General features: G+C 41.2%; 12 protein-coding genes and 2 tRNA genes. 5 read left to right on the forward strand and 9 right to left on the reverse strand.

The window, feature by feature from the left end; translation table 11 throughout:
• Positions 1-11 precede the first annotated feature (11 nt).
• The 5 genes from F959_RS01115 to F959_RS16395 all read right to left on the reverse strand — a co-directional run bounded on the left by F959_RS01115 (position 12) and on the right by F959_RS16395 (position 6,120).
• Positions 12-87: transfer RNA gene (locus F959_RS01115), tRNA-Lys, on the reverse strand.
• 121 nt (positions 88-208) lie between these two features.
• Positions 209-284, reverse strand: a tRNA-Lys gene (locus tag F959_RS01120).
• A 120-nt stretch (positions 285-404) separates the two neighbouring features.
• A complete protein-coding gene (locus F959_RS01125; protein ID WP_004876623.1) occupies positions 405-2,246 on the reverse strand; it encodes a long-chain-acyl-CoA synthetase in 1,842 nt (613 codons plus the stop codon).
• 191 nt (positions 2,247-2,437) lie between these two features.
• Entirely contained in the window at positions 2,438-5,791 is a 3,354-nt protein-coding gene (locus F959_RS01130) for an Rne/Rng family ribonuclease (RefSeq protein ID WP_004876624.1), read from the reverse strand.
• Between the two features lie 161 nt (positions 5,792-5,952).
• The gene (locus tag F959_RS16395) at positions 5,953-6,120 is read right to left on the reverse strand and encodes a hypothetical protein (protein WP_227499181.1); all 168 of its coding nucleotides are present in this window, start codon (positions 6,118-6,120) and stop codon (positions 5,953-5,955) included.
• A 460-nt stretch (positions 6,121-6,580) separates the two neighbouring features.
• Between F959_RS16395 and F959_RS01135 the strand changes: the two genes are divergently transcribed.
• The 4 genes from F959_RS01135 to F959_RS01150 all read left to right on the forward strand — a co-directional run bounded on the left by F959_RS01135 (position 6,581) and on the right by F959_RS01150 (position 9,667).
• Positions 6,581-7,513, forward strand: a complete 933-nt coding sequence (locus tag F959_RS01135) for an RluA family pseudouridine synthase (RefSeq protein ID WP_004876627.1) — start codon at positions 6,581-6,583, stop codon at positions 7,511-7,513.
• Positions 7,510-8,184, forward strand: a complete 675-nt coding sequence (locus F959_RS01140; RefSeq protein ID WP_004876628.1) for an HAD-IA family hydrolase — start codon at positions 7,510-7,512, stop codon at positions 8,182-8,184. The genes F959_RS01135 and F959_RS01140 overlap by 4 nt, the downstream gene beginning before the upstream one ends.
• Positions 8,185-8,308: 124 nt before the next feature.
• The gene (locus F959_RS01145; RefSeq protein ID WP_004876630.1) at positions 8,309-9,007 is read left to right on the forward strand and encodes a helix-turn-helix transcriptional regulator; all 699 of its coding nucleotides are present in this window, start codon (positions 8,309-8,311) and stop codon (positions 9,005-9,007) included.
• Between the two features lie 51 nt (positions 9,008-9,058).
• Positions 9,059-9,667 carry a glutathione S-transferase family protein gene (locus tag F959_RS01150; RefSeq protein ID WP_004876633.1) on the forward strand — a complete coding sequence of 203 codons (609 nt, stop codon included), beginning with the start codon at positions 9,059-9,061 and terminating at the stop codon, positions 9,665-9,667.
• Between the two features lie 37 nt (positions 9,668-9,704).
• Here the strand turns inward: F959_RS01150 and F959_RS01155 are convergent, their stop codons facing one another.
• Entirely contained in the window at positions 9,705-10,613 is a 909-nt protein-coding gene (locus F959_RS01155; protein ID WP_004876635.1) for a LysR substrate-binding domain-containing protein, read from the reverse strand.
• Positions 10,614-11,002: 389 nt separating this feature from the next.
• On the opposite strand from F959_RS01155, the gene F959_RS01160 reads away from it, so the two are divergent.
• A complete protein-coding gene (locus tag F959_RS01160; protein WP_004876636.1) occupies positions 11,003-12,055 on the forward strand; it encodes an MBL fold metallo-hydrolase in 1,053 nt (350 codons plus the stop codon).
• Here the strand turns inward: F959_RS01160 and F959_RS01165 are convergent.
• The 3 genes from F959_RS01165 to katG all read right to left on the reverse strand — a co-directional run bounded on the left by F959_RS01165 (position 12,042) and on the right by katG (position 15,178).
• Positions 12,042-12,446, reverse strand: coding sequence for a DoxX-like family protein (locus F959_RS01165; protein WP_004876638.1), 405 nt, complete (start codon positions 12,444-12,446; stop codon positions 12,042-12,044). The two genes, F959_RS01160 and F959_RS01165, sit on opposite strands and share 14 nt — an antisense overlap.
• The gene (locus F959_RS01170; protein WP_004876639.1) at positions 12,443-12,883 is read right to left on the reverse strand and encodes a thiol-disulfide oxidoreductase DCC family protein; all 441 of its coding nucleotides are present in this window, start codon (positions 12,881-12,883) and stop codon (positions 12,443-12,445) included. Before F959_RS01170 ends, F959_RS01165 begins: the two co-directional genes overlap by 4 nt.
• 90 nt (positions 12,884-12,973) lie before the next feature.
• A complete protein-coding gene (gene katG / locus F959_RS01175) occupies positions 12,974-15,178 on the reverse strand; it encodes a catalase/peroxidase HPI (protein ID WP_004876641.1) in 2,205 nt (734 codons plus the stop codon).
• Between the last annotated feature and the right edge of the window lie 439 nt (positions 15,179-15,617).

Below are 15,617 nucleotides of genomic sequence, written 5' to 3' on the forward strand. Positions count from 1 at the left end.
TTTTTAGAATATGGTGGGTCGTCCGCGACTCGAACGCGGGACCAACGGATTAAAAGTCCGCTGCTCTACCAACTGAGCTAACGACCCTGAACGAGGATAAGTAAAATATTTTTTACTTTGTCATAAAGGAAAATCTATGATTTTCTATGACGTTAAACCTCTTACAGGCATTTGTAAAATACATTTTACAAACTAACAAAACATTAAATGGTGGGTCGTCCGCGACTCGAACGCGGGACCAACGGATTAAAAGTCCGCTGCTCTACCAACTGAGCTAACGACCCATCTCGTTTTGATGTTGCGTATTCTAGCAACTTATTCAACTAACACAAGAGGAAATTTAAAAACATGTGCATGATTGTTTATAAAAAGCACGATTTCCTCTTGTTTAGCTAAAAAATAAACTAGAAACGGTATTGATAACTTTGAATATTGTCAAAAATCTCAGTACTTACATCACAATAACTTGTTGCACTCGGTAATAAAACCAATAAACGTTCAGAAGTTTTGCTTGGATTAAATGCTTCTTCTTTGAGTTTATTCTTTTGGTATTTGAATGTACCTGTCGTTTCAACTTTTGCTTGTATGCGTAAGAAAACAGGAATTGCGTATGACGGTAAGCATTTTTTAAATACGTTCACCATCTCTGCTAAATCTGTTTCATTGAGCTCTACGCCGTCAACAAGCGTGATTGCTGCCATACCAGCACGACCATTGGTATTTGGGATTTCTACACCGTATACGACAGCCTCAGCGATCTTGTCATATTCGCAAACCATGTTTTCAACTTCGGTTGTAGAAACGTTTTCACCTTTCCAACGGAAAGTGTCGCCAAGACGGTCTACAAATTGTGCATGACGGAAACCGATATCGCGAACTAAATCACCTGTATTGAAATATGAGTCACCTTTGGTGAATACATCTTTCAAAATCACAGATTTGTTTTTCTCAGGGTCTGTATAGCCATCAAAAGGAGAACGGCTAGTGATCTTACCGATAAGTAAACCAACTTCGCCTGTTTTTACTTTCTTGCAGTAACCTTTTTTGTCACGTACAAGTTCATTTTTCTCTTTATCAAATTCAACGATTGCATAAGGGGTTGGAGAAAAACCTACAGTATTATCAAAGTTGAAAATATTACTGAAGCCAACGTTACCTTCGCTTGATGCATAAAGTTCGAGGACTTCTTGAACACCAAAACGATCTTTGAATTTGCCCCAGATATTTGGACGCATACCGTTACCAATCATTTTGGTTACACGGTGAGCACGATCTAATTCTGTTTCTGGTGCATCAATCAAGTAACGGCAAAGTTCGCCTACATAACCAATTGCAGAAGCATTGAATTTTTGAACATCTTTCCAGAATGCGCTAGTCGAGTATTTACGACGTACAGCAAGTGTTGCACTGCCCGCAATTACACCACACCAGCACACAACAACACCTGTTGCATGATAAAGCGGTAGCGTTACATACATTACATCATCTTTACCAAGGTTCAAGATATGGCCATAAGTTCCATATGCCAATGTCCAACGGCTGTGCGTAAAGATCACTGCTTTTGGTAAGCCTGTCGTACCAGAGGTGTAAATATAGAATAAGCCATCTTTACCCGTAACCGTACGCGTGGTTGATGGATTGAACTTTGGAAATTGATCAATTTGTTGAGCAAGGTTGATATAGCCCTGAGGTGCTGTACCCGCATTTTTACGGGTTTCTTGATCTGCAAACCAATGAAAACGATCCTGAGCAACATTTAAGTCTGCACGAGTTTCATCAATTGCTGCCCGAACTTCTTCACCTGCAATAACTGCAATTGGATTAACCAAGTTAATGCTGTGAGCGAGTACTTTGCCAACTTGTGATGTGTTGACTAATGCGATGGTCACACCGATTTTGGCTAAAGCCACGATTGATGCAATTAGCTCAGGACGGTTTTCAACCATCACTGCAACGACATCACCTTTTTTAGCACCAAGAGATAAATAATAATGTGCAATTTGGTTTGCCCATTCATTTAATGCTTGATAGCTGTAGCTTTGATCTTCAAATAACAGTGCGATACCTTGTGGATTACGTTTTACAGCTTTTTCAAAGGCAATCCCCAAACCCGCTGGAGAAGTTGGTGTTCGCAAGTATGCTTGTTTAAGACCATTCAGGATATGAGGTACTTTAGTGATGAAGTTTGGAAGTCGAGTTGCGACATCACCAAGAGTAATAATATCGGTCTGCGTAGTTTGGCTCATATCAATCCTATTTATTTTTCGATCAATCCAAAAATGGCTATCTGTATAGAACACAACCATTTAACATCATTGTTGTTGATGCTGTTTTTAATGGTAAGTCCCTAGAGCAATCAACCTAATTTGACAAAATAACAAAAAAGCCTAGTCATCGAAATGACTAGGCTTTTGCTTATTGAGTGCAATTTAGCAAATTATTCATTGCTAGCAGTACTCTTTTTCGGTGGACGACCACGCGGGCGGCGAGGGCGGCTCGATTTTTCTTTCTCGATTTGAGCGGCTTCGTCTTCAGCATCCACCTTTTCAGTAACGGCTTCAGATTTCTCTTCAGCTTTTACTTTTTTGGGTGCTGCTTCTACAACCACAGTTTCTTCGACGACAACCTCTTCTTTAGCTGTCTCTTCTTTCGTTGCTGCAACTTCAGTTTCTGGTGCTTTTTCTACATCAGTTGTTGCTAACTCTAGAGGTTGTTGCTCTGGTGCTGCTGGCTCTGCAACTACTTCAGTTTCAGCTACTACAGGCGCAGGTGCTTCTTCCTTAGCCTCAGTGCTTTCGACTGTTGCAGGTGTAGCATTTGAAGCTATATGAGCTTCTTTGGCTTGTTCCGCAGCGAGTTTTGCCAAACGACGACGTTCGCGTGGATCATTCGCAACACGAGCAGCTGGAGCTTCAGGTGGTGTTAATGCAAGCACTGGTGCAGGTTCAACGTCCTCAGTCGGTTTTTGACTAGGAAGCTCAGCATCACGAGTTACAGGACGTTTTTCTTCAGCTACTGTTGTTTCAGCAACTAGCGTACTTGCATATTGTTCAGAGAACTTTTGTAAAGCACGGTTGAAGGTTGTAACAAGACCAAATTGCTCAATCAAAATTGTGCAATCTTCACCATAGACATGACGAATCAAGCTACCAAGTGTGTATTGACCCAGCGTAGGAATTTGCGACGGTGCAACTTTCACAGCGGCTTTTTGCTCAGTTTGAGCGCCACGTTGACGGCGACGAGAGCGAGGATCATTACTTGCACGTTTTGCAGGCGCTTGTGCTTCTTCTATAGCAGGCGTTGTTTCAACGACAACTTGTTCTTCTTGAACAGGTGCAGTCTCAACGGTCTCGACTACGGCAGGAGCAACGGACTCAGCTTTTGGTGCAGCTTTTTCAACAGCTGGTTGTTGTGGGTTAATTGCCACAATTTCACTTTGACCTTGGTCAATATTGACGATCAAGGCAGTGTTCATTGACTCTGCGCGTGGCGCATCAACAACATCAACTTTTACTTGTTGAGGATTGTTTGTTGATTCTGCTTGAGTAGGCGTTTCATTTAAGACACTTTGATCGCGATGACGGTTTGGACGATTTGGTCGTTGCTGATTATTGCGATCACGACGTGGCACTGGCGCAGCATCATTACCGTTTGCAGCATCATGATGCTGTTGCTGGTTTTGCGGTTCGTGCTGCTGTTGGCGTTTTTGCTGACGTTTTAATTCACGTTGCTCTTGACGCTGTTCTTGGCGTGAAAGCTGAACAACTTCTTCATGAACTTGATTTTGTTGTTCATGTGCTTGTGAATGCTGTTCACGTTGCTCTTTGTGCTTACGTTTTTTCTGGTTTTGATTTGGACGATGCGGTTTTTCATCCTTTTCAAATTGCTCACGTGTTTCTTGTTTCGCTGGTGCTTGAGACATGTAAGCATTGTTGTTACCTGCTTGAGCAGTAGTTTCTACTGTTGCAGGTGTGTTGACTTGACCAAATTGACCACGGCTTACTGCGCCGTTGTTGATCATTTGCTCAATCGCTGCTGCTGCATTTTGCGCAGAACGTGATTGGTCAGTCGTTTGAGCTTGTTTTTGAACAAACAAATTCTCTAACCATGCACAAGGGCTAGCTGATTTTTGAGCTGCCGCTTGGTTTTGTTTAGGCTGAGCTGTTTGCTGTTGCTGAGCAGCTTTCTTTTGTGGTGCTGCATTGTTTTGAGCAGGTGCAGGGTGGTTATGCTCAGCATCTTCTAAATGCCATTCAGAAGATTCATACCCCAATTCTTTTTCGCTTGAACGAGTCGCTTCAGTACGTTCATAGCTAGATGGTGCAAAGCCTGCTGGGTTGTATTGAATTTCGTAGTGTGGCGTTTCTAAATGCGGATGAGGGAGTACCGTTACTCGAACATTAGAAGTTTGTTCTAAGTAAACAAGGCTGTGACGCTTTTCATTCAATAAGAATGCAGCAATCTCTACAGGCACTTCAACTTGCACTTCACCTTGACGCTCACGTAATGCGATTTCTTCCACTTTACGCATAATTGAAAGTGACAACGAACGTAAGTCACGAACCATGCCTGTGCCATGGCAGCGTGGACATACATAACCTGTTGCTTCCTCCAAAGATGGACGCAAACGTTGACGACTCATTTCCATGAGACCAAAACGTGAAAGTTGACCAAACTGGATACGTGCACGATCACTTTGTGTTGCTTCACGAAGTTTCGCTTCAACCATACGCTGGTTACGATCTTTGGTCATATCGATGAAATCGATTACGACTAAACCGCCAATATCACGTAAACGAAGTTGACGTGCGATTTCTTCGGCTGCTTCTAAGTTGGTATTTAATGCAGTCTCTTCAACATCGTGTCCGCGTGTTGATTTTGCAGAGTTAATGTCGATAGATACCAATGCTTCGGTTTGGTCAATCACGATTGAACCACCAGAAGGCAGTTTTACTTCACGTTCATAAGCCGTCTGAATTTGACTTTCGATGCCAAAATGAGCAAATAAAGGCTCATTCAAGGTATAAGTTTTTAATTTGTCGAGCTGACGAGGCATCACTGCTTTTACAAAGTTATAAGCTTCGTTATAGGCTTGCTCGCTGTCAATTAAAATTTCTGCAACGTCATCACGTAAGTAATCACGAATAGCACGTGTCACTACACCTGCTTCTTGATGAACCAACATCGGAGAAGGGCCAGAACTTGCAGAACTTTGAATTTGAGCCCAAAGGTCTAACAAATGTTGTAAGTCGAGTTGTAACTCTTCTTGTGTACGACCGATACCAGCAGTACGAACGATCACACTCATGCCACGAGGAACATTGAGTGATGCTAAAATTTCTTTTAACTCTTCGCGTACTGAACCTGAAATTTGACGGCTGATACCGCCACCTTTCGGATTGTTTGGCATCAAAACGAGATAACGACCAGCAAGTGAAATGAACGTCGAAAGCGCAGCACCTTTGTTGCCACGTTCTTCTTTTTCAACTTGAACCAGTAGCTCAGTCCCTTCAGTGATCAATTCACGAATGTTTGATGTTTGACGAGGATCAGCTTTGAAATATGAGTTTGCGATTTCTCGCATTGATAAAAAGCCTTGACGCTGTGCGCCGTACTCAACGAAAACCGCTTCTAAAGATGGTTCAACGCGAGTGACATGGCCTTTATAGATATTTGATTTTTTTTGTTCACGAGTACGATTCTCTAAATCGAAATCGTAAAGACGATTACCAGTGATAAGTGCAACGCGAACTTCTTCGGCGTGAGTTGCATTAATCAACATACGTTTCATGGGTGTGACACCTAATAGTGATGCACACAAACAACGGGCTCATTACGTTTGAACAAACATCAAATTGGCGCGATCAAGACTCAGAAGCAACTTTATGTACGATGCTCTGAAACCACTGACTGTTAGTATCCAGTTTGGGCTTTGATACCGTTATTTCGATGTTAGTAATATTGCTTCAATCTTAGGGTAATTGATATTTCATCCATGTTTTGCATCTGTGAAATATCACTCAACCCGACATAACCAAAGTTTCCTGTACGCTTCACTGGCGGGTGAGCGGTGCATTGGATGGTGACTTTCACTGTCATTAAGCATTGAAGTCGATCCATCTGGAAGTCTCGATACGGAATGATCATCGTATCTCTGCCTGGCAGTTCCAATGCATCAACGCTTTAGCCTGAATGCGACATCAGGGAGCAAATTGTCTGATGTGGATCAGTTTACGTTTAATAACCAGCAAATTGCTGGCGACATATTTTTTCTGAACAAACTGTATGTGCAGATGCACAATTAAACGCAACAGTTTGCCATTTTGCCGATATAATAAGCCTTCGGCGTCGGCATAATTCTTTAGGACCTATCCGAGTTGTTGGTGAATATCTCTTCGATTTAAAATTTTATCTAAAATAAAATTTCCGATTTGATGCTCACTTACGGTGGTATCCGTGCGCTGAATATACCAAACCTTGCAGCATCTGCCTATGGGCTAAGTTTAGGTTTCTTGTGAAATAACTTAGCTAAATGATCATTTTTTAATCATATTTAGCAAATCTTGGATTAATCGAGCGTATGAATTCTACACAACAATGGCAAAGTGTCACTTGGTTTGACGTGGATGAGCATCAAGACGGGCAGCGAATAGATAACTTTTTATTTACCCGATTAAAAGGTGTTCCAAAAAGTCGAATCTATCGTTTGATTCGTGAAGGACAAGTACGCGTTAATAAAAAAAGAATAAAAGCAGAGACTCGTTTAAGTATTGGTGACCAGATCCGTGTCGCACCGATCCGTTATGAACAAAAAGACGAAACAGCTGCACCAGTGAGTGATAGTGTGGCACAAAGCCTACTCAGCCGAGTCGTGTATGAGGATGAAGGTCTTTTAGTCGTGAACAAGCCTTCAGGCATTGCTGTGCATGGTGGTAGTGGTGTGGCTTACGGTTTGATTGAAGCTTTACGCGCTGCGACAGGGAAAAAGTATTTAGAACTGATCCATCGTATTGACCGTGATACTTCTGGTTTGGTGATGATCAGTAAAAAGCGTAGTACGCTGAAATTACTGCAAGATTTACTTCGTGAACATAAAATTAAGAAAATCTATGCTGCAATTGTTAAAGGTCAGGTCAGCTTAGATCAGCAGTTGATTGATGCACCTCTGTTGCGTTATGAGCTGGCCAATGGCGAACGTCGTGTGCGTGTCAGCAAAGACGGTAAGCCAAGTAAAACGGAATGGAAGGTCATTGAACGTTATAAGGCAGCAACCTTAGTACATGCTTCACCATTATCAGGACGTACACATCAAATTCGTGTGCATGGTTTAAGTATTGGTCATCCACTGGTGGGTGACGATAAATATGGACATAACAGTGCCTATACAGGGCTAGAAGCAAGACGTTTATGCTTACATGCATTGCGTTTAGAAATCCCTAATTATCCTGTGATTGAAGCACCAATGCCTGATGATATGCAGCAAGTGGTCGATGAGTTGAGAAAGCAGAAATGAGTCAAAAAATCGAACTGGTGATTTTCGATTGGGACGGAACCTTATTCGATTCGGTTGGGCAAATTGTGGCAAGTCTGCAATATGCAGCACAACAATTTCAACAACCACTTACGGATGAAGCAGCTAAAAGTATTATTGGTCTAGGTTTACCTGAAGTAATGCAAACATTATTTCCGCAAGTACCACATTTGCAGCAAGAGATTTTGCAATGCTATGCCGATCATTATGTTGCCAATTCTAAAGGCGATGCTTGGTTTGCAGGTGTGGCTGAATTACTGACTGAGCTTAAGCAGCAGGGTTTAAAGCTTGCGGTTGCTACTGGAAAAAGTCGTAAAGGTTTAGATCGAGTGTTAAGTCAAACGGAGAGCCATGACATTTTTGACATTACTCGTGCTGCGAGTGAAACCAAGTCGAAACCTGATCCATTGATGTTAGAGCAAATCTTAACTGAATTAGATGTGGTTGTTGATCGTGCGATTATGGTGGGGGATACCAGTTATGACCTCGAAATGGCACAAAATCTAAATATGCCACGTATTGGCGTGAGCTATGGTGTGCATAGCATTGCAACCTTAGAGCAGTATCAGCCATTAACGATTGCAAACTCTGTCTCTGAGTTACATCGTTATTTACAAATGACTATACAAGCTACAGTATTAACTGAAGCCTAATATATTCGATATGAGGCTTGTTTCATCATTTTTATAAGTCATTCATGATGGAACAAGCCTAAAAATAATAACGATGGAGAGGAACTTCCATTTTCAGCTTTTGAATAATAACAATAGGAATTTCATGTCACGCTCAATTCGCTTGCTCAATCTACTGCAACTTTTAAGAGAATATCGTTATCCAGTCACAGCACAGGTGTTAGCAGAGCGATTGCAGATCAGTCAGCGTAGTGTGTATCGAGATATTGAGACCTTACGTGATCAAGGTGTGAATATTGATGCGGCGGCGGGTTTAGGCTTTCAGCTTAAAGAGGATTTTCTGTTGCCGCCAATGACCTTGAATGAAACTGAGATTGAGGCCATTTTTCTAGCGTTAAATTGGCTAAATGATATTCCTGATCAAGCTTTCAAATCTGCTTCCAAAGCTGTTCTTGCGAAGTTAAATGCAGTTCTGCCTGAACACTGCCAGCATTTATTAGAGCAAACCACATTGAGATCAATTACAGCATGGCTACCTGTCAATGAAATGCTGGTGGAACAAGTTCGCTTAGCGATTCGACAACAAGTTAAAATCACCGTGGATTACGCTGATGAACAGCAAAGAATCAGCTCTAGAGTTTTGTGGCCTTTTGCTCTAGGTTATTTTAATGATCGCATCGTCCTTGCAGCATGGTGTGAACTGCGTGATGGTTTTAGGCACTTTCGAATTGATCGCATCCAGCAATTGAGCCTCAGCCAAGAACTTTACCCACAATTTAAACAACAATTATTTCAACAATGGTGGACACAAGAAGTTTGTCGTGCGACTACTGACAAAAACTGACAATCACAGCCATTAAATTTAGATAAAACCAACAAACAAGGAAATATCAAAATGGCACTTAAACTTTATACCAATAATATGTCTCGCGGTGTAGTTGTAGACTGGTTACTCATTGAATTAGGTGTTGAGTGTGAACGCATTGAGGTGGCTTATCAGACAGAAATGAAATCACCTGAATATCTAAAAATCAATCCATTTGGCAAAGTCCCTGTTTTGGTCGATGGCGATGTGGTGGTGTATGAGCTTGATGCAATTTGCGCTTATTTAGCAGATAAATTTGCAGAAAAAAGCTTAGCTCCAGCATTAAATGATCCAAAACGTGGGCTGTATTATCGTTGGTTATTCTTTATCTCTGGTCCTTGGGAGGCCGCATCTACCAATAAAATGCTGGGCATTGATGTGAAAGCAGAGCAAAAAATGTCTGTCGGTTATGGTGACTATGAAGATGCCTATAATGCTTTTGTACAGGGACTGGGTGAGGCGAGTCCTTATTTATGCGGTGAGCAATTTACCGCAGCAGATGTTTCGGTAGCGGCAATGCTATTTTGGCAATTAAAAATGAATGAAGTGCAATCACATCCAGCGATTGAACGTTATTTAGAAAACATTTCCAAACGACCAGGTTTCCAAAAGTTTGCTGCGGTTTTTAGCAATGTTTAAGTGATCATCAGTCAAAAGCCGACTAAGTCGGCTTTTTTTAACTTGCATAAAGTGGAAATTGATCCAAATCAAAAACCAGCCGAATTTCTTCTAAGAATTGTTCAGTCGTTTCGTTCGATGAGATCTTATTGAAGCTCATAAATACATCTAAGCAAGGCAATGCATGATTTAAGGCTTTCACTACGACCTTCTCGGTTGCCAATGCTTGCATATATGATGGCAAAATAGCACAACTTTGCCCTGAATCCACGGCTTCGATGCTTTCCGCAATACCGTTGGCTTCATGGATAGTTTTGAACTTAATTTGATGCTGATCGATAAACTGCAAAATCGTTTTTGCGAGTGGCTGAGATAGTTTGTGTGAAAGAATCGTAAGGTCTAAGCCGTTGAGTTGATCCGTTGTGATTTCATCTACATTCGCTAGAGGATGTCGTTTGGGGAGCATAAAAATCAAAGGCTCTTTCAGGACAAGCTGACTTGCAAAGGTATCATTTTGAAAGTCTTGATTTATAAAAATAATGTCTAAATCGCCTTTCTTTAATTCATTAATTTGATCGCTTTCTTTTAAGTTAAGTGTTCGGATTTGAAGCTTAGGAATTTTGACTCTCAAGCGTGGGATAATATAAGGAAAAATCCGTATTTCAGCCGATGGCACAAAACCGATGCGAAGAAACTGTACTTTTGCCGCTGCGACTTGGCGAGCCATTGTTACCGCTTTATCTGCTTGATTTAAGGTTAAGCGAGCTTGTTCCAAAAATACATGACCCTCTTCGGTCAGCTCTACTTTGCGTTTGGTACGATGAAACAACTGCACACCAACATCATCTTCCAGATCTTTGATTTGCTGGCTCAAAGATGGTTGAGCGGTGTGAAGTTTGATTGCAGCTTTGCTAAAACTAAGTTCTTCTGCAACGGTGATGAAATAGCGTAAATGTCGTAATTCCATAAGACTGATCCAAGTATGTCTTACTGTTATTTTTAAAAGTATGGGTATTCGAAAGTCGTTCTGTGTGGCGGATTATATAGTAGCTGCTTTTTTATACAATATGCTTCATTTTAAAATATAAAAAATGTATTAAAAAATTAAGCATTCGATAGGAGTAATCTAGATGATGAAGCTTAGCAATAACTTAAATTTGTATTGACTCAAGTAAAGAAAATCAGCATAACTAAAAACGTTATGTTAGGATCAAATTTGATCGTTTGACTGTAATCAAACCCTCTCAAAACTCATACAATAGATTGATTTGAAAAAAGTTAGAGTGATAGTCCGTTATCATTTTAAGCTTATTCATTGATGCTAAAGATGATCAGATTTCATTATAGAAGAAGTACATGAAAGATAAGCCGACATTAACCTATCAATTGCCGACCCAATCTTGCTTGAGCCATACTTTTGGGAAACCTCCATTTCCACATGAAACATCTGATCATTGTGGGGTTGATCGCTTTTATAATTTGGAAAAGCGTCTAACGCCTTTTGATCGAAAAGGATTACTGACTTGGCTTGCGACACGTAAATCTTATACGTGGAATGTTGACCGTTCGCATGAATGGAACATGCGTAACCATATGTTGGAGCTTCCGCAAAATCGACCCGAAGCAGACCTCAATAACTGGCAAATCTGGTTTGTTGGTCATGCCACAGTCTTGATTCAAATTGGACCATATAACTTTTTGACTGATCCAGTTTGGTGTGAATATGTGAGTCCTAAACAAGGGCAAGGGCCGCAGCGTGCTTGTCCTGCTGGAATCGCACTTGAGCATTTACCTACGATTCATGGCGTACTATTGAGCCACAATCACTACGATCATATGGATCTTGCGACTTTAGAATGGTTGCATGAAAAATTCGAGATGCCAATCTACACAGGCTTAGGCAATAGTCACTATATGCCCAAACATTTGCATGTGATTGAAATGGATTGGTGGCAAGAAATTCCGTTCCATGATGAGTTGAAGATTGCATACACACCAGCGCAACATGCCTCAGGACGTGGAATCCGAGATCAAAATAGAGCACTTTGGGGGGGATTTTCGTTATTGGCAAAAACTGGACACTGTTTCTTTGCAGGTGATACAGGTTATGCAGGCCACTTTAAACAGATCCATGAGCGTTATGGAGATGCACGAGTTGCGCTACTACCAATCGGGGCGTATGAGCCACGAAAATTGATGCGTTATGTACATATGAACCCGCAAGATGCGTTCCATGCACATTTGGATTTACACGCACATCGTTCCTTGGCGATTCATTATCGAACTTTTCAGCTTACGGATGAAAAGCGCGATGCGCCAGAGCATGAACTACAGCAAGCGATGAAGTCTTCTTCAAAATTGGTTAATCCTTTTTATTGTATTCGTGAAGGTCATTTTATTCGGGCTTAATTTTTTGAGCATCAATGCACCAAAGTGCGATGACTGAGAGACTACCTAACCCCAAATTCATAACGACAGGATTGAATGCTTGATAAATCCTGTCTGGATAAATCAATAGAACGCAGAGCAATAAGAGGGTCAAACCCAATAAATTCAGATAATGTAAATACTGATGTTTGATAAATAAGAATAGACTTCCAAAAATAATTTCTGCAATCCCTGATAAAACAATCATATCGGTGATATAGGATGTCGGGATATGTATGAACTGCCATAATACCTTTTCATCAGCGACTTGAAAGATGAATTTGGGAAATAACCCTTGATAAATCCAAAGTAGCGCAATCATCAACTGACAAAATTTTAAGATACGATGAAGCGCCATTTCAGCATTCTTCATTTTAATTTCTCATCTAATAAAAAGTGCGATTCCACATCTGAACCAACAACATAGCAGTGCTCAGTTTTGCCAAATAGCCGATAACGATTTAATGCGATGCGACGATAGGCAAAGTCGCGTAACTTTTTTGGAAGCAGTTTGCCGTATTTTAAACTGGAATAAGGGAAATCGAGACGCTGCATGATCCGCAAAAAAGCAGTTGATTCGGTATAAAGCTGACCTTTTTCTAGCAAAATCATGGTTTCAAAATGGTCAGTTGGAAATTGATATTTTCTAAGAATTTGTTGTCCTAGTTGAGACTGAACAGAGACTAATTTGAATTGAGTTTGATGGTCATGTTTGATCATGAAGTCAGCCCAAGCGGAGCAGAGCACACACTGCGCATCGAATAGGATCATGTTGTGTTCTTGAATCAATTGTTGGATTTGATTTGGCATGATTATTTTTCTACTAATATTTTGCGTTTTATATAAAAATAAAGAACCACGAGGGTTCTTTATTTTCTTTCATTTAAAATATCACATGGATTAGGCGAGATCAAAACGATCTGCATTCATCACTTTGACCCAAGCTTTAACAAAGTCTTTTACGAATTTCTCTTTGTTGTCATCTTGTGCATAGACTTCAGCATAAGCACGTAGAATGGAGTTTGAACCAAATACTAAGTCCACACGACTTGCTGTCCATTTTACTGTACCGCTGTCACGCTCAACGATGTTGTAGTTGTTACGGCCTGTTGGTTTCCAGTTGTACTGCATGTCCGTCAAGTTTACGAAGAAATCGTTGCTGAGCACACCAATACGATCTGTGAGTACACCTTGAGGGTTGTCGCCATAGTTCGCACCAAGTACACGTAAGCCACCAACTAAAACAGTCATTTCAGGTGCAGTGAGTCCCAAAAGTTGAGCTTGGTCTAGCAATAACTCTTCTGGTGTCGTTGTATAGTGTTGTTTCTGCCAGTTGCGGAAACCATCATGTAACGGTTCTAATGGTTCAAATGAATAAACATCTGTTTGTTCGGCAGTTGCATCGCCACGACCTGCTGCAAATGGCACGGTAATTTGAACACCAGCTTTATGTGCTGCTTGTTCAACAGCCGCTGTACCACCAAGTACGATGAGATCAGCAATACTTACTTTCTTGCTTAGGCTTGCTTGGATTGACTCCAACACTGCCAAGACTTTTTGTAAGCGTTCAGGTTCGTTACCAACCCAGTCTTTCTGTGGTGCTAAGCGGATACGTGCACCATTTGCACCACCACGGAAATCCGAACCACGGTAAGTGCGTGCACTATCCCAAGCGGTTGTGATGAGGTCAGCAGCAGATAGACCACTTGCAAGTAACTTCGCTTTGAGTTCTGCGACTTCACCATCAGTTAAGGTGTAATCCACGGTTGGAATAGGATCTTGCCAAATTAAATCTTCTGCTGGTACATCCGCACCTAAATAACGACTTTTTGGCCCCATATCACGATGCGTCAGTTTGAACCAAGCGCGAGAGAAAACTTCTGCAAGATAGGCTGGGTCACGATAGAAGCGTTCAGAAATCTTACGGTATTCTGGATCAATCTTAAGTGCCATATCGGCATCAGTCATGATTGGATTGCGGCGAACATTCGGATTGTGGGCATCAACTGGTTTATCTTCTTCTTTGATATTGATCGGTTCCCATTGATGCGCACCCGCAGGGCTTTTACGCAATTCCCAATCATAAGTGAAAAGTAAGTAGAAGAATTCATTATCCCATTTGGTTGGATGAGTCGTCCAAGCACCTTCGATACCACTGACCATGGTATTACCAGCATTGCCTGTGCCTTCTGAGTTATGCCAACCTAAGCCTTGGAATTCAACATCAGCACCTTCCACATCAGCGCCTAAGTTTTCTGCTTTACCATTACCATGTGCCTTACCAACAGTATGACCACCCGCAGTTAAAGCAACCGTTTCTTCGTCATCCATCCCCATACGGTCAAATGTGGTCCGCATATCTTGTGCAGTACGCAATGGATCAGGTACACCATCTACACCTTCTGGGTTGACATAAATTAGACCCATTTGTACTGCTGCGAGTGGATTTTCAAGGGATGCACGATCTTGATCGTTGTCATAACGGTTTTTAGTTGCATCTAACCATTTTTTCTCACTGCCCCAGTACACATCTTTTTCAGGTGCCCAAATATCGACACGGCCGCCTGCGAAACCAAAGGTTTTTAATCCAGCAACGTCATATGCCACTGTACCTGCGAGTACGATTAAATCGCCCCATGAGATTTTGTTGCCGTATTTTCTCTTGATTGGCCATAACAAACGGCGGCCTTTATCTGTATTGACGTTATCAGGCCAGCTGTTTAATGGCGCGAAACGTTGATTACCTGTATTTGCACCACCGCGACCATCTTGTTTACGATAGCTTCCTGCAAGGTGCCATGCGGTACGAACCATCATCCCGACATAACTGCCCCAATCCGCTGGCCACCAATCTTGGCTAGTATTGATCAATTCACGTAGGTCTTGTTTAACCGCTTCTAAGTCAAGCTCAGCAAATGCTTTGGCATAGTCAAAATCTGGATCCATTGGATCAGTTTTTTTATCGTGTTGATGTAAAATGTCGAGGTTTAAAGCATTCGGCCACCATGCCATTGGGCCACCGCTCATTTCCGTATTGCCGCCGTGGAGAACAGGGCATTGTCCTGAGGACGTTGTATTTGCTTGTACTTTATCGTCTTGGCTCATGATCTTTCTCCATCAAAATGACTTGTGAGCGAAGTCACTTCAACTATTTACCGTTCAAAATTATGAATGTTTTAGTGATTCATCCTGCAAATTGGGTATCGAGTTAAGAGATGCCTAAGTTTGGTTTCACATGAATCAGTTCACATTCTTTGTACTTTTACTCTAGGTTTATGAAACCTTTTTTTCCAATGGATTAAAGTTGATGTCTTAAATGCTTTATTCGATTGAAGTTGCATAAATCTTAAACATGAACTGTGTTGTTGTGGATGTATAAATTGTTAAAAAAAGATAAAACATAATGAAAAATAAAGAATTATTGAATTATTTTACTTTCGTCGAGTATCCGTCGAAGCTAAGCCGAGAATGCTTTAAAAATATTTGTTTTTTTAAAATAATAATGGCTCCCATCTGTTGCAGTTATGTAAAAGTCAGCTATTTT

It is taken from the genome of Acinetobacter venetianus RAG-1 = CIP 110063 (assembly GCF_000368585.1).
GTDB classification, from domain to species: domain Bacteria; phylum Pseudomonadota; class Gammaproteobacteria; order Pseudomonadales; family Moraxellaceae; genus Acinetobacter; species Acinetobacter venetianus.